Source organism: Paenibacillus cremeus (genome assembly GCF_007786445.1).
GTDB classification, from domain to species: domain Bacteria; phylum Bacillota; class Bacilli; order Paenibacillales; family NBRC-103111; genus Paenibacillus_G; species Paenibacillus_G cremeus.
The window spans coordinates 22052-40905 of sequence record NZ_VNJI01000063.1 but is presented as its reverse complement, the minus strand read 5'-3'; the positions used below and the strand labels follow the sequence as shown (position 1 = coordinate 40905).

The 18854-nt window shown below is 53.0% G+C and carries 17 protein-coding genes; 12 read left to right on the top strand and 5 right to left on the bottom strand.

Features of this window, described 5'->3' with window-relative positions; all coding sequences use genetic code 11:
- Positions 1-181: 181 nt before the first annotated feature.
- Positions 182-328, bottom strand: coding sequence for a YqzM family protein (locus FPZ49_RS31180; RefSeq protein WP_144854252.1), 147 nt, complete (start codon positions 326-328; stop codon positions 182-184).
- A gap of 232 nt (positions 329-560) precedes the next feature.
- Between FPZ49_RS31180 and trxA the strand changes: the two genes are divergently transcribed.
- Together trxA and uvrC are read left to right on the top strand one after the other, a co-directional pair.
- A complete protein-coding gene (trxA, locus tag FPZ49_RS31175) occupies positions 561-878 on the top strand; it encodes a thioredoxin (protein WP_144854251.1) in 318 nt (105 codons plus the stop codon).
- A gap of 90 nt (positions 879-968) precedes the next feature.
- Positions 969-2948, top strand: a complete 1980-nt coding sequence (gene uvrC, locus FPZ49_RS31170; protein WP_144854250.1) for an excinuclease ABC subunit UvrC — start codon at positions 969-971, stop codon at positions 2946-2948.
- 62 nt (positions 2949-3010) lie between these two features.
- Here uvrC and FPZ49_RS31165 read toward each other — a convergent pair whose 3' ends face one another.
- Complete coding sequence (locus FPZ49_RS31165) at positions 3011-4627, bottom strand: CPBP family intramembrane glutamic endopeptidase (protein WP_144854249.1); 1617 nt, start codon at positions 4625-4627, stop codon at positions 3011-3013.
- Between the two features lie 193 nt (positions 4628-4820).
- Here FPZ49_RS31165 and FPZ49_RS31160 point away from each other — a divergent pair, with 193 nt between their 5' ends.
- The 3 genes from FPZ49_RS31160 (at position 4821) to FPZ49_RS31150 (ending at position 8133) form a co-directional block, all read left to right on the top strand.
- The gene (locus FPZ49_RS31160) at positions 4821-6170 is read left to right on the top strand and encodes a TrkH family potassium uptake protein (RefSeq protein WP_144854248.1); all 1350 of its coding nucleotides are present in this window, start codon (positions 4821-4823) and stop codon (positions 6168-6170) included.
- Between the two features lie 12 nt (positions 6171-6182).
- Positions 6183-6845, top strand: a complete 663-nt coding sequence (locus FPZ49_RS31155; RefSeq protein ID WP_144854247.1) for a potassium channel family protein — start codon at positions 6183-6185, stop codon at positions 6843-6845.
- Between the two features lie 64 nt (positions 6846-6909).
- Positions 6910-8133 carry a cation:proton antiporter gene (locus tag FPZ49_RS31150; protein ID WP_144854246.1) on the top strand — a complete coding sequence of 408 codons (1224 nt, stop codon included), beginning with the start codon at positions 6910-6912 and terminating at the stop codon, positions 8131-8133.
- 8 nt (positions 8134-8141) lie between these two features.
- On the opposite strand, the gene FPZ49_RS31145 is transcribed toward FPZ49_RS31150, so the two are convergent.
- Positions 8142-9047 (bottom strand): LysR family transcriptional regulator, encoded by a 906-nt coding sequence (locus FPZ49_RS31145; RefSeq protein ID WP_144854245.1) that lies wholly within the window; start codon positions 9045-9047, stop codon positions 8142-8144.
- A 277-nt stretch (positions 9048-9324) separates the two neighbouring features.
- On the opposite strand from FPZ49_RS31145, the gene FPZ49_RS31140 reads away from it, so the two are divergent.
- The 6 genes from FPZ49_RS31140 (at position 9325) to FPZ49_RS31115 (ending at position 15453) form a co-directional block, all read left to right on the top strand.
- Positions 9325-9978, top strand: coding sequence for a succinate dehydrogenase cytochrome b558 subunit (locus FPZ49_RS31140; protein WP_144854244.1), 654 nt, complete (start codon positions 9325-9327; stop codon positions 9976-9978).
- A 14-nt stretch (positions 9979-9992) separates the two neighbouring features.
- Entirely contained in the window at positions 9993-11753 is a 1761-nt protein-coding gene (gene sdhA, locus FPZ49_RS31135; RefSeq protein ID WP_144854243.1) for a succinate dehydrogenase flavoprotein subunit, read from the top strand.
- 2 nt (positions 11754-11755) lie between these two features.
- The gene (gene sdhB, locus FPZ49_RS31130) at positions 11756-12523 is read left to right on the top strand and encodes a succinate dehydrogenase iron-sulfur subunit (protein WP_144854242.1); all 768 of its coding nucleotides are present in this window, start codon (positions 11756-11758) and stop codon (positions 12521-12523) included.
- Positions 12524-12635: 112 nt separating this feature from the next.
- Positions 12636-13049: a LytTR family DNA-binding domain-containing protein gene (locus FPZ49_RS31125; protein WP_186446212.1), complete on the top strand. Its 414-nt coding sequence runs from the start codon at positions 12636-12638 to the stop codon at positions 13047-13049.
- A gap of 141 nt (positions 13050-13190) precedes the next feature.
- Positions 13191-14282 (top strand): LacI family DNA-binding transcriptional regulator, encoded by a 1092-nt coding sequence (locus FPZ49_RS31120; protein WP_144854240.1) that lies wholly within the window; start codon positions 13191-13193, stop codon positions 14280-14282.
- Positions 14283-14319: 37 nt separating this feature from the next.
- Entirely contained in the window at positions 14320-15453 is a 1134-nt protein-coding gene (locus tag FPZ49_RS31115; protein WP_144854239.1) for a glycoside hydrolase family 88 protein, read from the top strand.
- An 83-nt stretch (positions 15454-15536) separates the two neighbouring features.
- Here the strand turns inward: FPZ49_RS31115 and FPZ49_RS31110 are convergent, their stop codons facing one another.
- Both FPZ49_RS31110 and FPZ49_RS31105 read right to left on the bottom strand, forming a co-directional pair.
- Positions 15537-16484: a cation diffusion facilitator family transporter gene (locus FPZ49_RS31110; RefSeq protein WP_144854238.1), complete on the bottom strand. Its 948-nt coding sequence runs from the start codon at positions 16482-16484 to the stop codon at positions 15537-15539.
- 784 nt (positions 16485-17268) lie between these two features.
- Positions 17269-17514: a hypothetical protein gene (locus FPZ49_RS31105; RefSeq protein ID WP_144854237.1), complete on the bottom strand. Its 246-nt coding sequence runs from the start codon at positions 17512-17514 to the stop codon at positions 17269-17271.
- Positions 17515-17701: 187 nt separating this feature from the next.
- On the opposite strand from FPZ49_RS31105, the gene FPZ49_RS31100 reads away from it, so the two are divergent.
- The gene (locus FPZ49_RS31100; RefSeq protein WP_186446211.1) at positions 17702-18811 is read left to right on the top strand and encodes an oligogalacturonate lyase family protein; all 1110 of its coding nucleotides are present in this window, start codon (positions 17702-17704) and stop codon (positions 18809-18811) included.
- Positions 18812-18854: the final 43 nt, after the last annotated feature.

The window sequence follows — 18854 nt, the reverse complement described above, 5'->3', positions numbered from 1 at the left end:
GCGACGGGTGAAGACGACTCGCTCCTGAAGATGGGGAACTGACAAAGGAAAGCCGTGTGCGGGAAATCCGCATGCACGGTTTGACGGGGAGTCCGAGGGAGTAATCCCTCGTCTTACCCTACTATACAAAAAAAGCCTTACCCGAGAGCGGATAAGACCTTCCTTACCTGAACAAGCAACCTTATTTCACTACGATCGTAATGATCGTCGCTACTACAGCGATCACGAACAAGATGCCAAAAAAGACACCGAAGCCCATTGCCGTATCCATAAGATCATCGCGTTGTTCCTCGTATACGTGCAGTTCCGGGTGTTTAGGGTCGTTCATGAGATGGTTCCTCCTTAAGGCAATCCAGGTCTATTGCAACTGTGCTGTCGGTGCGACCGATCCAGTTGTCAATTCAATTATGCTTAGTATACCCAACTTCTCAGATAATTGTAAAGGATGCGAAAGTGACAATTGTGCAAACTTTGGCGCGGTTGAAAACGGGGCTTATTGTGGTATACTTTACATGTTGACTTTATACTACGACGTTTTCTGTGAAAAGGAGATATGACTCATGGCTATCGTGAACGTTTCTGATCAATCCTTCGCGGGTGAAGTGGAAAGCACTGGAACCGTGCTTGTAGACTTTTGGGCACCATGGTGCGGTCCTTGCAAAATGATCGCTCCGGTCTTGGAAGAGCTGGATAAAGAGATGGGCGACAATGTGAAAATCGCAAAGGTGAACGTGGATGACAATCCGGAATCCGCTTCCCGTTTCGGCGTAATGAGCATCCCAACCTTGATCGTGTTCAAGGACGGGCAGCCGGTAGATAAGGTGGTTGGCTTCCAATCCAAGGACGCGCTGAAAAATGTGCTGAGCCGCCATCAATAATTTGCCACACGAATAAGGTGAGGAGAAAAAGCTCTTTTTCTGGTATGCTGGAAAAGAGCTTTTTTTATTTGTGAAAAAGGGGAGAGGCAGATGTCCGTCTTTGGCGGGGAGCACGAGCAGGACCGGAAAAAGACGCTGGAAGCCATCAAGACCAAGCTGTCGCTTGTTCCGGAGAAGCCTGGCTGTTATCTGATGAAAAACCGGGAAGGCACGATCATTTATGTCGGCAAAGCCAAGGTGCTGCGCAACCGGCTCCGGTCTTATTTTACAGGAAGTCATACGGCGAAGACGCAGGTGTTAGTCAGCGAAATCGTCGATTTCGAATATATCGTGACGGCCAGCAATGTAGAAGCGCTCATTTTGGAATGCAACCTGATCAAGAAGCACCATCCGCGCTACAACGTGCTGCTGAAGGATGACAAATCGTTTCCGTATATCAAAATTACGAACGAGGCGCATCCGCGGCTGGAGGTCACGCGCCGGATTTTGAAGGATAAAGGCAAATATTTCGGCCCGTATCCGAACGCATTCGCGGCCCAGCAAACCAAAAAGCTGCTGGACCGCCTGTATCCGCTGCGCAAATGCAAGACGCTGCCGGACCGGGTCTGTCTTTATTATCATCTGGGCCAATGCGTCGCGCCGTGCGAATATGAGGTCGAGCAAGAGACGTATGACAAGATGGTGCAGGAGATCAGCCGGTTCCTCAATGGCGGGCACGACGAGATCAAGCAGGATTTGACCCGCAAAATGCAGGAGGCGGCGGAGGAGCTGAACTTCGAGCGCGCAAAGGAGCTGCGGGATCAAATCGTCCATATCGACGCGGTGATGGAGAAGCAGAAGATCAATACGATGGATACCGTGGATCGGGATGTGTTCGGCTTCGCCGTAGAGAAGGGCTGGATGTGCGTCCAAATCCTGTACATGCGTCAAGGCAAGCTGATCGAGCGGCATGCGACGATGTTCCCGTATTACGGGGAAGCCTACGACGATTTCTTGTCGTTCGTGACGCAGTATTACAGCGACAATCCGGCGCTGCCGAGGGAGATCTTTCTGCCTGCGGATGAGGAGGCAGAGTCGACGGCAGCCGCTTCGGAGGAAGCTGTCGCACATGCGGAGTCGGAATCGGAGCCGGCTGAAGTCAAGACCGACGTCAAAGAAGCGCTGGAGAGCTGGCTGAAGGTCAAGGTTCATGTTCCACGACGAGGGCTGAAGAAGAACATGGTGGACATGGCCTGTGACAACGGCCGTGTGGCGCTGGAGGAGAAGTTCCGCCTGATCGAGCGGGATGAGAGCCGGACGGTCAAAGCGGTGGAAAATCTCGGCGAATGGCTCGGCACCGGCGTCATCCACCGGATAGAGGCGTTCGATAACTCGAACATTCAAGGCTCCGATCCGGTGTCGGCGATGGTCGTGTTTACCGACGGCAAGCCGGACCGGAAGGAATACCGCAAGTACAAAGTCCGCACCGTCAAAGGGCCGGACGATTACGAGACGATGCGGGAAGTGGTGCGGAGGCGGTACGAGCGCGTGCTGAAGGAAGGGCTGCAGATGCCCGACCTTGTCGTAATCGACGGCGGCAAAGGCCATATTGCGGCAGCGGTCGATGTGCTGGAGAACGAGCTGGGGCTGTTCATCCCGGTCTGCGGTTTGGCGAAGGACACCAAGCATAAGACGGCGCAGCTGCTGATGGGCGATCCCGCCGAGGTGGTTCCGATTCCGCGCGACAGCCAGGAATTTTACTTGCTGCAGCGCATTCAAGAGGAGGTTCACCGCTTCGCGATCACCTTCCACCGGGAGACGCGCGCCAAGTCGATGACGGTGTCGCAGCTGGATGCGATTCCGGGCATCGGCGAGAAGCGGCGGAAGGCGCTGCTGAAGCATTTTGGCTCGCTGAAAAAAATCAAAGAGGCCGAAGTCGAAGACTTCAAGCCTCTGGGGATTGGGGCGAAGCTGGCCTCGCAAATACTGGAGGCGCTCAACGGTTCGGAACAGGCGCCGGCAGAAGCAGCTGAGGCTGAAACTGAGACCGATGTCGATGCGTTTGCATCTGCATCGGAGGAAACATTGTAAGCCGAGTTTATATTCCAAGGGCCGAGGCCCATGTTGTCAGGCAGGGGCTTGACGGCATGGGCCTATTCGCGCACAGCGCGAGTGTAGCCGTGAAACCGCGCAATCAGCCACCCGATCAGCGCCGGGATCACCAGATAAGCGGCCCCGGTAATCGCGTGCTGTACGCTGCCCATATACATCAGCGACAGTCCCATCAGGATGCTGTCCATGGCTGCATGGGCGAACAGCGCCGTGAGGAAGCCGTAGCGCAGCAGCGTCCAGCCGAATACCAGGCCGATCACCGAGACCTCCACCAGACGGGTGTACACGGGATAGATCGGGTACTGCGTATGGCTCATCGCCCAGATGATACTGGGCAGCAGCACGGCAAGGAATCGATTGCGGGTTAGCCTCCAGAAGAGGGCAATGCCGAGGAACCGGTAGATCGCTTCCTCCGAAATGGCGGCGGCCCATGCCATCAGCGGAAATAGCCCGGGATAAATCATATTGTACACCGAATCGGCCGGATCGCTGACGGCCCATACATCGAATACTTCACCGGCGGCCAGGAACAGCACCTGCTGCAGACCGAGAATGAATAAACAAATCAAGTAGCCCCGCGCAGTAGCCAGCTTCACATGAGCACCGAACGATGCCTCTCTCCAACGAGGCCACGATGGAAAGCCCTGATCATGCCACAGCTTCTGTCCCGCGATCATCGAGAAGTACGCCGACAATCCCATGAGCACGACAAAAATATTGACGAACCACAAATAAATCATCATGTTCATATCGGTTGGACCGCTGCCGTGGCTGGTCCGGAAGGCCGGCGTCATATTGAAGTTGTTGGCGATGTAGACCGCTAAGAAAACAAGCGTCAAGATAAGACCCGTTCGGAACCGAATTTCGCGGCGATAGCGAATGACGATCCAGATGGCCGCAGCTCCCATAAAAAGCGACAGCAGCATGCTGACCCGCGTCATGAGGGTGGCTTGGTCATCCTGCGCAGCCTGCCACGCGATAAACGATTGCGGCACCGTGAAGGCGGGACGGAAGGCCGTCACTTGACCGTCGCCCAGCTTGAGGACGAGTGTTAACCGCGCATCGCCAAGCCGCACCGTCTTGCTTTCATAAGCCAGGCCGCCCGGCGTGACGGTGCTTCCGGTATCCTCCTTTTTGACAAAGTCGTCCGGTGCATATCCCATGTCCTTCATCGCTTGCGCCACCAGCTTGCCGGTATCCGTTTCTCCGGAGCTGACGGTGCTGGCTTTGGAGGTGGCCGTTTTATTCCTTTCCCAGCCGATGATCTGCTTGGACGTAAAGTTGACCGCGATAAAATAATTCAAGCCCGTGCTGCGGTCATTAATCTCTACCTCGTAATAGTCCAAGGGGAAACGCTCGCCGAATTGCTTCGTATATTTCTCGTATAGATGTTCTTTCTGCAAGTAGCCGCTGCGGAGCGTGTAGGACTGAAACATCGTGTTTGTTTCCGTGTCGGTGGACAGCTGGAATCGGCTGCGCGCGAACTGCAAAGCGGCATCCGCCGCCTGCTGCTTGCTGATGGCCGGCTGCGCCTCCGTTTCTTCATCCACCCGGTCCCCTTTACCGAGATAAGGGGATAGAAAAGCGACGCCCAAATACATAATGAGTCCGATGACAGCCATGATCAGCAGCGATGGTTCAGAGAGTCTTTTCCGCATGAGAGGCTCCTTCAGCAATAGTTAGGATCTTTACAGTGTATTCCTTAAAATTAGCATACATGCTTGTCACAATTCCAATGAAGCCATAGAACCAATTTTCAGATGAAATGGAGTGAAACCGAATTTCTTATAGGAATCGAGGGAAACATGAGACCGAGGGAAATGTCAGTTCTTACATACGAGGTGCAGCATAATGAATTCATCCCTAAAAAAAATTAAGCTCACGCCGCCGCAAATTTTGGTCATCGGCTTTGCCGCCATAATTCTCGTCGGTGCAGGACTGCTTACGCTGCCAATCGCATCGACCGGTACTCCGCTGTCATTTCTAAACGCGTTGTTTACCGCCACCTCAGCGACCTGTGTAACCGGCTTGGTAGTTGTCGATACCGGCTCCACCTTCACGTTCTTCGGGCAGATCGTCATCATTACGCTGATTCAGGTGGGCGGTCTCGGTTTTATGACGATGGCAACGCTGATTGCCTTTATGCTGAAAAAAAGAATTTCGCTCAAGGAGCGGCTGATATTGCAGGAAGCGATGAATCAGGGCAGCATGGAGGGCATTGTACGGCTGATCCGCAAGGTCATTGCGTATTCGCTCACGATTGAGCTGGTGGCCGCCATTATTTTCTCGATTCGATGGTCCTTTGATTTGGGACCGGGTAAAGCAATCTACTACGGGATCTGGCATGCCATTTCGTTTTTCAATAACGCCGGCTTTGACTTGTTTGGTCCGATCACTGGGCCGTTCAGCAGCCTAACCTCTTATGCGGATGATTTTATTGTGAATGTCGTGTCTATGGGACTGATTATTTTGGGCGGTCTTGGCTTTATCGTGATGGCTGATTTGATGGATTACAAGAAAAATAAGCGGCTGTCGCTGCATTCCAAGGTCGTGCTCAGTGCGACGGGTGCGCTCATTTTAATCGGAGCAATCGTCATTTATGTGTTCGAATATACGAACCCGAAGACGCTCGGCTCCTTGAACTGGTACGGCAAAATTCTGGCCGCATTCTTCCAATCGGTGACGCCGCGGACAGCCGGAGCCAATACGGTGGACTTGGGGGCGCTAAGGCAAGCGTCGCAATTTTTCATGGTCCTCCTCATGTTTATCGGGGCATCACCCGGCTCGACGGGCGGCGGGATCAAGACGACGACGTTTACTACGCTGATCGGCGCGATGCTGGCTATGATTCGGGGCAAGGAAGATATTGTTCTGTTTCATAATCGGTTAGGGAAGGATCGGATTCTGAAGGCCATTACGCTGACGATGGTCGCGCTCTTTTTGGTCATTTTCGTTACGATGCTGTTGTCGACCACGGAAGACCATTCACTGCTGATGATTTTGTTCGAGGTGACCTCGGCGTTTGGAACGGTAGGTTTGACGCTGGGGTTGACATCGGACCTGTCGGAGTTCGGCAAAATGATGATTATTTTTACGATGTTCGCAGGACGGCTAGGTCCGTTGACCTTGGCTTATGCTTTGGGGCCGAAGGCGGAGAAGGAGCTCTATCGATACCCTGAGGGGAAAATTACGATTGGATAGGGGGCAGCACGAATGAAAGGCAAACAATATGCAGTGATCGGCTTGGGAAGATTCGGCTCCAGTCTGGCTTCCGAGTTGGTGAGTCTTGGTTTTGAAGTGTTAGGCATTGATAAGGATGAGGAATCCGTCGACCAAATGAGCGAGAAGCTGACCCACGCGGTCGTAGCGGATGCGACGGATGAAGAGGTGGTTCGTTCTTTAGGGCTGCGCAATTTTGATTGTGCCATCGTAGCGATCGGAGATGACATTCAAGCAAGTATTTTGGCCGCCATCTTACTCAAGGAACTCGGGGTGAAAATGGTTGTTGCCAAGGCGCTTTCCGAGCTTCACGGGAAGGTGCTGGAAAAAATCGGCGTCGACCGGGTGATCTTTCCGGAGCGGGATATGGGCGTTCGGGTGGCGAATCAGCTGGCATCTCCAAATTTGCTGGATTATATTGAATTATCCCATGACTATACCATTGCCGAGCTGGCGGTGCCAAAGCGGCTTTCGGGCAGTACCTTGGAGGATCTGAATCCCAGGGCGAGATTCGGCTGCAGCGTAGTAGCTATCAATAAGAAGGGCGGAGTCATCATTGCTCCGACGGCTTCCGACCGGGTAGAGGAGCGCGACATCATGGTTGTGATTGGAACCAATGAGCAGGTCGAATCGTTCGAGCACGAGGTGAACCGATAATCCAGTTCTCATCCGACTTCATTAGCACGTACAAAACCATGGTTTAGGTCACGGGAGGCTCGGAATGGAAAATGCAGCGCTGATGGACCATGTGCTTTTTTTAATCGTATTCATTCTTGCTTTGGGAATGCTGTTCGGGAAGGTGGCGGGCTGGCTGAGGCTGCCAGACGTTGCGCTTTTTTTGGTAGCGGGGATATTGATTGGACCCGTCTTACATTTGGTGCACGAATCGAGCAGCTCCTTTACGAACCAGTTTATTCTGACTGTCGGCTCGACGTTGATTTTATTCGACGGCGGTCGCAACATCCGGTTGTCCGGCTTGAAGAAGGTATGGATTACGGTGTCGCTGTTGAGCGTTCCGGGTGTCTTGATCACTTGTGCGATGACGGCATATGCGGCACATTCGCTTCTTGGGATTCCCACGCTTTATGCGGTGCTGCTGGGAGCAATCATCGCATCCACTGATCCGGCGACATTAATCCCGGTCTTCAAGCAGGTGAAGATTCGGCCTAAAGTGCGGGAAACCGTCGAAAGCGAATCGGCTTTTAACGATGCGACCGGATCGATTCTGACGTTCTCCGTACTTGCGGTCATCACCGGCGGGCAGGCACTTTCGCTTACTTCGGGAATCACGGAGTTTTTATTGACCGCGATCGGAGGCATTCTCGTTGGTGTCGGTATCGGGATGATATTCAGCTTCATCACAGCCCATCTGAGAATCGGCTTTTTGCGGGACTATGCCACCATTGCTCTGGTCGTCACTTCACTTGGCGCGTATTGGCTTGGGGACGTATTTCATGTTAGCGGCTTTATGGCGACGTTCACCGCCGGACTCATTTGGGGGAACATCGATTTGTTCAAAATAGAGCTAGAGGACAAGCTGCATGAAATGGGTCATTTTATGGAAAATTTGACGGTGCTCATGCGCATGCTGATCTTTATTTTTCTGGGCAGCCAGGTGAATTTCCAGGTGATTATCAATTATTTATGGCCGAGCCTTGGGGTGATCGCCGTCTTTATGTTGATTGCGCGGCCGCTGACCGTACTCGCTTCGGCGCTGCCGGATCGAAGAGCCGACTGGACCTGGAAGGAGATCCTCTTCATGTTCTGGGTGCGCGAAACCGGCGTTATTCCGGCGGCATTGTCCGGGATGGTGGCGGGACTAGGGGTCAAATACGCCGATGTGATCGCCGCCGTCACGTTCATGGCCGTGCTTCTGACCATCGTGCTTCAAGCGGGCACAACCGCATACGCGGCACGCAAGCTAGGGCTGATCGAGAAGAGCTAGTCCCGGTTTCAGCCGGGTGGAAACTTCGCCTGATAATGCGACACCGCTTTATCGATAAACCGCCGGATCGACGGCTCATGAACGGCATCCTCTGTGAACAGCAGGGAGGTCGTTCTTTTGGTTTGTTCCAGCTCAGGAATGAAGCGCACGATCAGCTGGTTGTCCTCCATTAGAGTGCGCCGTAAATACGACTCGGGGAGCAGGGTTGCCGCTTCGCAGGTAGAGACGAGACGAATGATCGCCTCGAAGGAGTCGATCTCCATCTTCACATCGGGATGGACGCCGCAGCGGTGGAACATCTCGTCCATCAGCACCCGGTACCAGGTTCCCCGGGAAAATAAAATCATAGGCAGGTCATGCAGGTCTTGAATGCTGAGCGTGCTTTCATCGGCGAAGGGATGCTTCAGCGGAAGCACCAGGCAAAGCGGATCGTCAAATAAAGGCACACACGTGAGTGCGGGGTCATCGATTTTGGAAGCGACGAGCCCGATGTTCACTTTCTTTTCCTTGACGAGCGGCACGACCTCATGCGTTTTTCCGGTAACGGCCTTGATGTCGGTATTGGGGTATTCGCGGGTATAAATGGTAATGAGATCGGGAAGGGTGGATTGTAGCGTGGTCAGACTCGCACCGATCACGATGCTGGACGGCGCATTGCCCTCTTTAAAGGCTTGCAGCGCTTGATGCAGCTTGCGTTCCAAACGCTTTTGCTCCAAGGCGAACTCGTAGCAGATTTCTCCCGCCCGGCTGAGCTCCAGGCGCTTGCCTTTTCGCTTGAACAGCTCGACGCCCATTTCTTCCTCCAGCCGCATGATTTTCCGAGACAGGGCCGGCTGCGAAAGATTCAAGAGCTGCGAGGCTTTGTTCAAGCTTTTTTGCTCCACGACAGCGGTAAATACATCGATCCATTCCATGGGATCCTCAGCTCCTCTATACCGTTCTCGAACGCCTTGTTATGCACCAAAAGCATAAGTGATTATAAATAATCAGCACTTCCATTATAAGTGAAACAGGAGTAGTATGTATATGTCACTCATTGTTCACATATTTTGCCGTTTACTGTATAAAACATTGTCGATCCATGGAAAATAATCGTAGTGTTTTGTGTTGACGCTCCCCATATGCGGGGGTACAATGGTAAATGGTTTTACGGACCGTGACAAGCCTTAATTAAGGGGGGAATGAAGTTCAATGTTTAAAAACTCGTATTACTCCAGAAAGCTGCATTCATTGCTTGGTGTCATTCCGGTCGGCTTCTTCTTGATCGAGCACCTGCTTACGAACTATTCTGCCGTCAAAGGCGGGCACGCAGGCTTTCTAAAATCCGTTAACTGGCTGCATGAGCTTCCGCTGGTCCTGCTGCTGGAGATTGTGGGCATTTGGCTTCCACTCGCCTACCACGCCATTTACGGATTGTATGTGGCTTATACGGCTAAGAACAACGTGTCGAACTACGGTTACTTCCGCAACCAGATGTTTATGCTGCAGCGGGTCACCGGCGTGATCACGTTTATTTTCGTCGTATGGCACTTCAGTCAAACGCGGTTGCAAGTAGCGCTCGGCTTGCCTCAGGATCAAGTCGGTCTTCGCATGCACGAAATTGCGACCGTTCCATTCTATGGCGTCTTGTACTGTATCGGGATCCTGGCTGCGGTCTTCCACTTTAGCAACGGCATGTGGTCGTTCCTTGTCAGCTGGGGCATTACTGTAGGGCCTCGCGCACAACGGGTGTCGACGTACATCTGGCTGGGCGTCTTTATCCTGATGTCCATTATGTTCATTATGTCTTTTGCAGCGTTCTCGGGCTCTGAGTTCGGACAGCTGCCGCAAGTAGCGAAAGGTTAAGGGGGCGGACGAATATGGCGAAATCGAAGATTATTGTAGTCGGTGGCGGTTTGGCGGGTCTGATGGCCACCGTAAAGGCTGCAGAAGCTGGAGTTCACGTAGACCTGTTCTCCTTGGTGCCTGTGAAGCGATCTCACTCCGTTTGCGCCCAGGGCGGGATCAACGGAGCTGTTAATACAAAAGGGGAAGGCGACTCCCCGTGGGAGCATTTTGACGACACCGTATACGGCGGCGACTTCTTGGCTAACCAACCGCTCGTCAAAGCGATGTGTGAAGCAGCTCCTGGCATTATCCACCTGATGGACCGGATGGGCGTGATGTTCAGCCGTACACCGGAAGGCTTGCTGGACTTCCGTCGTTTCGGGGGAACCCAATATCATCGTACGGCGTTTGCTGGTGCTACTACCGGTCAGCAGCTGCTGTATGCGCTGGATGAGCAAGTACGCCGCTGGGAAACGGCAGGCCTCGTGAAGAAGTACGAGCACTGGGAATTCCTGGGCGCGATCATTGACGACGACGGCGTATGCCGCGGGATTGCCGGACAAGACCTGCGCAGCATGGAAGTCAACACCTTCTCCGCGGATGCTGTCATTCTGGCGACGGGTGGCCCGGGGATCGTGTTCGGTAAGACGACGAACTCGGTTATCAACACCGGTACGGCTGCCAGCGCCGTGTATCAGCAAGGCGTATACTATGCCAACGGCGAGTTCATTCAAATTCACCCGACGGCGATTCCGGGAGACGACAAGCTGCGTCTGATGTCCGAGTCGGCGCGCGGTGAAGGCGGACGGATCTGGACGTATAAAGACGGGAAGCCTTGGTACTTCCTGGAAGAGAAATACCCTGCTTACGGAAACCTGGTACCACGGGATATTGCGACGCGCGAGATTTTCTCCGTCTGCGTAGACCAGAAGCTCGGCATCAACGGCGAGAACATGGTTTATCTCGACCTGTCCCACAAGGATCCGAAGGAGCTGGACGTGAAGCTCGGCGGCATCATCGAGATCTACGAGAAGTTCATGGGCGACGACCCGCGGAAAATTCCGATGAAGATTTTCCCTGCGGTTCACTACTCCATGGGCGGCATGTGGGTCGACTACAACCAAATGACGAACATTCCAGGGCTGTTTGCAGCCGGCGAGTGCGAGTATCAATACCACGGTGCAAACCGTTTGGGCGCAAACTCCCTGTTGTCCGCGATCTACGGCGGTATGGTGGCCGGTCCGAAGGCGATCGAGTATATCAAAGGCTTGAAGAAGCATGCCGATGATATTTCCTCCTCGGTATTCGACCGCTATAAGAAGCAGCATACGGACCGTTACGAAAGCATCCTGAAGCTGGACGGCAACGAGAACGCTTATGTGCTTGGTAAAGAGCTGGGCGACTGGATGAACAACAACATGACGGTTGTTCGCTACAACAAGAACCTGGAGCAAACAATCGATAAAATCAACGAGCTGAAGCAGCGTTGGCACAAGATTAACGTGAACGACTCCGCTCGCTTCAATAACCCGGGTGTAGCGTATACCCGTCAGCTGTGGAACATGCTCGAGCTGGCACACGCGATGACACTCGGCGGTTTGCTGCGTAACGAGAGCCGCGGCGCGCACTATAAGCCAGAGTTCCCAGAGCGTAACGACGAAGAGTTCCTGAAGACCACAAAGGCCAAATGGACGCCAGATGGCCCGCAGATCGAATGGGAAGACGTCGATACATCCTTGATTAAGCCTCGGAAGCGCGACTATTCGACCGATAAGAAAAAGGATGGTGCTTGATCATGGCCGAAGCTACTGCGACTGCAAACAAAATGGTGAAGTTTATCGTCACCCGCCAAGATTCCCCGGAAAGCAAGCCATACACGGAGGAATTCGAGGTACCTTACCGCCCGAACATGAACGTGATCAGCGCGCTGATGGAAATTCAGCGTAATCCGAAGAACGCGAGCGGAGGCAAGACCACTCCCGTATGCTGGGAGTCGAACTGCTTGGAGGAAGTGTGCGGAGCCTGCTCGATGGTCATCAACGGCAAGCCGCGTCAGGCTTGTTCCGCTCTGATCGACAAGCTGGAGCAGCCGGTTCGCATCGCACCGATGTCGACCTTCCCGGTTGTGCGCGACTTGGTCATCAACCGTGAGCGCATGTTCACTGCCTTGAAAAAGGTAAAAGCATGGATCCCGATCGACGGTACGTACGACCTGGGTCCTGGACCGCGTCTGGCAGAGTCCAAGCGTCAATGGGCGTACGAGCTGTCCAAATGCATGACCTGCGGCGTGTGCCTCGAGTCCTGCCCGAACGTCAATGACAAAACGACGTTCATCGGACCGGCGGCGATCTCCCAAGTGCGCTTGTTCAACACGCACCCAACAGGTGAGATGAACAAGGCGGAGCGTCTGGAAGCCCTGATGGAGGACGGCGGTATTGAGGGCTGCGGCAACTCGCAGAACTGCGTTCGTTCCTGTCCGAAAGGCATTCCGCTGACGACTTCGATCGCAGCGATGAACCTCGATACAACGAAGCACCTGTTCAAAAAATGGCTCGGAATGTAATCCGGGCTGCAGCCTCTTCTTCCTGCTTCGGCAGGGGGAGAGGTTTATTTTTTTAATATAGGGTTGATGAACTATTGACTTGTCAACGTACAGAAATCTAAGTATATTGAAAATGAAAAGTCTGAAGTTTTCCTTAGACGGCGTTTCGCGACTGGCAATCGATCAAGAGCGGAGGGAAGGCTGCATGCGGGTGCTTCGGGAGGATAGCTCAGCGTATGAGCTTCGAGACGACGATATTATTTATTTCACAACGCACAATAATGTGATCACCGTCCATACGCTCAGCGAGCGCTTCATTGTTCCTACGTCCCTTGATCAGCTAACCAAGGCGTATCAGAGCCTGTCGTTTACCAAAGTAGACCGTTCGTACAGTGTTCGACTGGATCGCATTGCAGGCTACCATCGGGAGCGTCGGTCGATCTATTTTGAAGGGGACAGCAATAAGCTTTTGCCGGTCTCGGAGCCGAACGTGAGAAAGGTGACCGACTTTCTTCATCATAAGCGTATGAAACAAGCGAAAGACTGACCGCTTCCAATGTGAAGCAGGTTGGTTTTTTTAGTTTGCGCAGGCGAAAAAAGAATTCGGTTGACGTGGCGAGTGGTAAAGTATACACTTTATTTAAACGTTTCAATTGTTGATTTTAGAAGTAAAGGGGCCTCCTGCTGCATGAGTAAAAATCGTCAGATCACCATCGTTGATATTGCCGAAGCCGCCGGCGTGTCGATTGCGACCGTCTCTAATGTGCTCAACCGCCGCAATGTGCCGATGTCAGAGGACACGATCCGCAAGGTCGAAGAAGCCGCCGAGCGGCTCGGGTACCGCCGCAACGTGATGGCTGCCAATCTGAGCCGCCGCAAGTCGTACGAGCTGGGAATGCTGGTGCCGAGCTTTAGCGGTTATTATGGCCGCTTCGCCGAAGAGATGCAGCGGAAAGCGCATACGTATGGGTACCATCTGTCCGTGTTCTCGGCCGCGGGCTTCGACCCCGAAATCGAGCAGCGTCATCTGGACGTGCTCCTTCAGCGCAGGGTGGACGGGCTGTTCTGCCATGGGCTGGCGATGACGACGGAGGCGACGCGCAGGATTGTGGGCGACGGGACGCCGCTGGTGCTGTTCAACGGCTGGGGTTGGCCGAGCGATCTGGCCGCGGGGGCAGTGAACCTGGATTTTGCAGGCGGGTGTATCGAGGCGGTGCAGCATTTGTACGACTACGGCTGCCGCAGGCTGTATTATGTCGGCAAGGCAAGAGCCCATGCCACGGATCAGCAGCGCCGAATCGGCTTCGAAGAGGGAGTCCGGCGGCTGGCCGAGCCGGTGACGGCCGAATTGATCTCCGGAGACGGGGCAGTGGGCTTGGAGCAGCTGCTCGATCAGCAGCTTCTGCAGGTAGAGCCGGGGAAGCCGACGGGCATTTTGGCCTTTGACGATTTTGATGCGTTTACCGTGATGTCGGCGGTCATGAAGCGCGGGCTTCGGGTTCCGGAGGATGTGCAGCTTGTCGGGATCAACAACGATCCCATCTCGCAGGTGTGCTACCCGACCCTGACGACGGTCGCTATTCCGTACCATGAGCAGGCTCAGCTGGCCATGCGCTTAATGCTGCTGAAGCTTGGCGAGCAAAACCGGCTCAAGCAGGCCGATGGCGACTCCACGGACGACCACGACCAATTGCTGGAGCAACAGGAAATACGCATCCCGCTGCGTCTTATCCAGCGCATGTCCACAGGGCAGAGGCCTTCTGGCGCGGCAATGTCATAATCATCATCCCATCCTATTCTCTAAGGAGTGCAGACATATGAGTTTATGGAAACAGGCGATTGAAGACGCGGTACAAAAAACAAGAGCGAACATTGAGCGGTACGGCGTTTTGTTCCCGCATGTCAGCAAAGACGGCAAGTATTTGCTTAATGCCAACAGCGAGTGGACCGACGGCTTTTGGTCCGGCATGCTGTGGCTGTGCTATGAGTACACGCAGGATGACATCTTTAAGCAGGCCGCTGAGCGAACGGTGGCGAGCTTCCGCAACCGGATGGATGAGAACAAGGCGCTCGATCATCACGATATCGGGTTTCTCTATTCGCTGTCCTCCAAGGCGCAATGGATCCTTGAACAGGATGAAGCGGCGAAGCAGCTGACGCTTGAGGCTGCGGACAAGCTGATGGCTCGCTATCGTCCGAAGGGCCGGTACATCCAGGCTTGGGGTAGAGAAGGGGACGAGAAAAACGGCGGGCGGATCATTATCGACTGCATGCTGAATCTGCCGCTCCTGTATTGGGCTTACGAGCAAACCGGCAATACCGCCTATCGCGATGTGGCCATCATTCATGCCGACAAATCGCGCCGCTTCCTAGTGCGTGGCGACGATTCCTCGTACCACACGTTCTACTTCGATCCGGAGAACGGGGAGTCGCTCCGCGGCGGGACGCACCAAGGCTATGGGGACGGCTCCACTTGGACTCGCGGCCAAGCTTGGGGGATTTATGGCTTTGCTTTGTCGTACTATTACACGAAAAATCCGCAGTACCTGGAGACGTCGCTCCGCTTGGCACGCTACTTCCTGGAGCGCCTGCCGGAAGACGATGTGGTGTACTGGGATTTCGATGCACCGGTGAACGCGGAGACGAAGCGGGACAGCTCAGCATCGGCGATCACCTCGGCCGGACTGCTGGAGCTCTTGTCCCATCTGCCGGCGGATCATCCGGAGCGGGCCTTCCTCGAGGATGGGCTGCAGCGTTCGATGACCTCCTTGGTGAACAATTACGCTACCATCGGTCAGCCGGAGGCGGAGGGTCTGCTGGAGCATGGCTCCTACAGCGTCCGGGCAGGCAATGCGCCGGATGACTACATGATCTGGGGCGACTATTATTACCTGGAAGCGCTGATGCGTTTGGAAAAAGGCGTTACAGGCTACTGGTACGAGCGAGCGTAAGCTTTTGTAGTTATGGACAGAAAAAACCTCCAGAACCGTTGATGGGGTATGACACACCCTCCGGTTCGGAGGTTTTCTTTTGATTAGCCTTGTGGTGCGATGTCTTTGCGGTTGCGGAGAAATTCTTTGCCGTATTCGCCATGCGGATGAATGTCTGCGTTCTCCATCTGAATGGTGGAGTGCTCGATGCCGAAGTTCGTCTTCAGTGTTTCATTGATCCCCAGAATGATGCAGTACGGCTGGATTTTATCGTCGATGAACACGTGCGCAGTCAAGGAATAATGATCGGTCGAAATGGCCCAGAGGTGCATCTCATGCACGTTCTCTACGCCTTCCACTTGCCGGATGGCTTGTCGGATTTCATCGAGGTTGAAGCGCTCCGGTACGGACTCCATGAGAATCAAGTACGATTCTTTAATGATTTTGACGCCCCCGATGAAGATGATGCCCCCAATGACCATACTGATCAGCGGATCGACCCACTGAATGCCGGTAAAATAGATGATGATTGCTGATACGATAACGCCGGCCGAACTGAGTAGATCCCCTAAAAAATGCCAAAGGGCGCTTTGCACGTTGAGGTTTTCTTCTTCCTTCATGCTGCGGCTGAGCACCAAGGTAAGCACAAGGTTGACGACGAAGCCGATGGAGGCGATGATCAGCATCAGCTTGAAGTTGATCGCCTCCGGCTGGACAAAGCGGCGGATCCCTTCTACGAAAATTCCCACAGAGATGATGGCAAGCGCCAATCCATTCAAGAAGGATGCGATAATTTCAAACCGCAGAAATCCGAAGGTAAACCTCGCATTTGGCGGCCTTGTTGCCAAATAAATGGCGATCATGCTGAGGCCAAGGGCGATCACATCGGAAATCATGTGGGCCGAGTCGGAGAGCAGGGCGAGCGAGTTGGAGACTAAACCGCCAATGATTTCTACAATGGTGAAAAATGAAGTCAGGATCAGCGTGATCCATAACGTTTTCTTCGATCGGGTCTGCTCCTTGACATGGTGAAGATGATGATAGTCGTACATTGCTTTCACCTGACCTTTCCATGAATCTCTTGCAACGCTATTGTACGTCAAGGTCTGAATTTTAGCAAATACTTTAATTGAGAGCGATTTTCAGGAATTTGAGAGGGTTTTTCAATGGTTTGAGAGGTATTTTCATTCGTTTGAGAAGGTTTATCATCGATTTTCGAGTGGAGGGTGTACAAATGAGTAGCGCTTTCAAAAATGTTACACAATTGAAATATTACTGTTACGGTTTTAACATGTTTCTAAGCTATGATAACCAACAAGACCCCCTTTTTAATATATACACCTTAAGGCCCTCCCCGTTGGAGGGCCTCTTTTTTATGCGACTATTTTCCCAAAAAATAACATAAGATCTGTATAGTTACATCCAATCTTACCGTTGGGAGTGTGATGGAGTATGAAATCCTTGAAAGCAAAATTGTTTTTGCTTGTCGCGTGTTCAAGCTTAATGGCTCCGAGTGCCATATACGCCGCAACCGAGACGGGAAATCCACCCCCTTACACTGTAATCGATGGCATAACGAACACCTTAATCCATGGCCTTTATGTTCCTGGTACCTATACTCATGTTAGCGATGATACAAGGGTCGTGTTTATCCCTGGCATCGGAGTCGTTGCGGTCGATAAGGGTACGGCATTACCAGCAGGCTCCATATTGCTAAAATCCTAAGATAAGAAGCCCAAAAGAGCATCGGCATAAGAGCCGGTGCTCTTTTGGTGTTTTCATCGTTCCTTCGCAGAAATAAAAAAGGAGCAGTTCGAGTTCGATCGCTGCCCCTAATTAAACATTTCGAAAGCGCTGAAGCAGTAAATAGCCGTTACCGACGGAGGTTTGCTTTTGGTAGACGATTCGAAAGTCGTCTAAAAAGCAGCCTAAAGCACGGCTAAGCAGGCCGCCGATTACGAGCGTACTGCGGCAAGGGTCTGCGCTGCCGATGATGCGAAACGCAGCAATGCGGCGCGGGGAACCCGTCCAACGGATCAAAACTAAATCGGGAGGACGGCGTACAGCTTTGGGACCGGCCATGTCCGATCACCTCGTTTCTATATAGCTTCTACTATATAAAATGCAGAGGAGCTCGGGGATGTGCTTATTGTAAGACAATCCCAGCTGTTGCTATAATCAAGTCAATTCGGTAAAAGAGATCACTGAAAAAGAGACCGGAGGAGAAGGGGAATTCGTACTTGATCATTTATCAATGAGGGGGCGCACCATGGCTGTCGGGCAATCGTTTACAGGACAGGTTACCCAGTGGACCGATCCGGAATTCGGCTATACCGTGATTCAACCGCTGGAGCAGGACGGCAACCGGATTATGTATTTTACGAGCAACTGCTTTTGCAGCGACAACGAGAGCATGGTCATATCGGCTGTTCGCGACGGGGTGGAAAATTTTTATTTGCTGCGGTTTTTGGAGGGGACGTACACTCAGCTGACGGATGAACATGGAATTCACATTTCACATGCTTACTTCGATAAGCCGAGGGACACGCTGTACTACACGAACGGGCGGCAAATGAAAAGCGTACATATCAAGACCTTCGAGCAAAAGCTGATTTACAAGGCTTCCCATAAGTGTGCGTCCATTGCGGTTACCTGTGACGGCGCCTACTTGCTTTCGAGCTATAGGTTTCCTTACTCGTATCTCGGCAACGATCAGGATGAACGTACCATCGAGCTGTTCCGGATGTTCAAAATCCATTTGGCTACCGGCGAATGGAGCCGAATCCTGGATCGCAGCTTCGAGATCGACCATATTCAGTGCAGTCCGACGGACCCGGATCATGTAATTTTTTGCGCGCGGGGGTTTTTTTCCACGAATCATCGGATCTGGCATACGAATTTGGACGGCACAAAGGGGGGCGCGCTGGGCTCAGAGCAGCCGAACGAGCATCGGACGCATGAGTATTATACTCCGGATGGGAAACGGATTGCGTATCACGGGAAGTTTTTCAAGATCGATAAGCATGAGAAGTTCAAAAATATCGGCCATACCTGGGGATCCATGAATTTGGATGGAACGGACGACACGTATTATCAGTGCCTGCGAGGGCTGCAGGCGGGTCACAGCAGCATGTCGAATAACCTGCAGATGACCGTCACGGACGGGAACGATTTCCTCAGCCTGCTGCACGTGGATGCATCGAAGGGGGAAGCCGATTTTGAGCCGATTTTCCGGCACCAGTCCAGTATGAAGTCGAATTTTGTTCATGCTCATCCGTGCTTTAGTAATGATGACCGGTATATCGCGTTTTGTACGGACTTTAAGGAGAAGGATCGGGGCAATTTATATTTGTTGGATTTGCAGAGTAAGCGTAAATAGCGGCTGCTGCTGGCGCCAAATGTTTAAGCCCATGTTTCGATGG

What these genes read in the sequence shown, in the direction of transcription:
- FPZ49_RS31100 (WP_186446211.1), top strand. Translation starts at nt 17,702, where the DNA reads ATGGCTGTCGGGCAATCGTTTACAGGACAGGTTACCCAGTGGACCGAT.
- FPZ49_RS31105 (WP_144854237.1), bottom strand. Translation starts at nt 17,514, where the DNA reads ATGGCCGGTCCCAAAGCTGTACGCCGTCCTCCCGATTTAGTTTTGATC.
- FPZ49_RS31120 (WP_144854240.1), top strand. Translation starts at nt 13,191, where the DNA reads ATGAGTAAAAATCGTCAGATCACCATCGTTGATATTGCCGAAGCCGCC.
- FPZ49_RS31180 (WP_144854252.1), bottom strand. Translation starts at nt 328, where the DNA reads ATGAACGACCCTAAACACCCGGAACTGCACGTATACGAGGAACAACGC.
- FPZ49_RS31125 (WP_186446212.1), top strand. Translation starts at nt 12,636, where the DNA reads ATGAAAAGTCTGAAGTTTTCCTTAGACGGCGTTTCGCGACTGGCAATC.
- sdhB (WP_144854242.1), top strand. Translation starts at nt 11,756, where the DNA reads ATGGCCGAAGCTACTGCGACTGCAAACAAAATGGTGAAGTTTATCGTC.
- FPZ49_RS31165 (WP_144854249.1), bottom strand. Translation starts at nt 4,627, where the DNA reads ATGCGGAAAAGACTCTCTGAACCATCGCTGCTGATCATGGCTGTCATC.
- FPZ49_RS31140 (WP_144854244.1), top strand. Translation starts at nt 9,325, where the DNA reads ATGTTTAAAAACTCGTATTACTCCAGAAAGCTGCATTCATTGCTTGGT.
- sdhA (WP_144854243.1), top strand. Translation starts at nt 9,993, where the DNA reads ATGGCGAAATCGAAGATTATTGTAGTCGGTGGCGGTTTGGCGGGTCTG.
- uvrC (WP_144854250.1), top strand. Translation starts at nt 969, where the DNA reads ATGTCCGTCTTTGGCGGGGAGCACGAGCAGGACCGGAAAAAGACGCTG.
- FPZ49_RS31110 (WP_144854238.1), bottom strand. Translation starts at nt 16,484, where the DNA reads ATGTACGACTATCATCATCTTCACCATGTCAAGGAGCAGACCCGATCG.
- FPZ49_RS31155 (WP_144854247.1), top strand. Translation starts at nt 6,183, where the DNA reads ATGAAAGGCAAACAATATGCAGTGATCGGCTTGGGAAGATTCGGCTCC.
- trxA (WP_144854251.1), top strand. Translation starts at nt 561, where the DNA reads ATGGCTATCGTGAACGTTTCTGATCAATCCTTCGCGGGTGAAGTGGAA.
- FPZ49_RS31115 (WP_144854239.1), top strand. Translation starts at nt 14,320, where the DNA reads ATGAGTTTATGGAAACAGGCGATTGAAGACGCGGTACAAAAAACAAGA.
- FPZ49_RS31145 (WP_144854245.1), bottom strand. Translation starts at nt 9,047, where the DNA reads ATGGAATGGATCGATGTATTTACCGCTGTCGTGGAGCAAAAAAGCTTG.
- FPZ49_RS31160 (WP_144854248.1), top strand. Translation starts at nt 4,821, where the DNA reads ATGAATTCATCCCTAAAAAAAATTAAGCTCACGCCGCCGCAAATTTTG.
- FPZ49_RS31150 (WP_144854246.1), top strand. Translation starts at nt 6,910, where the DNA reads ATGGAAAATGCAGCGCTGATGGACCATGTGCTTTTTTTAATCGTATTC.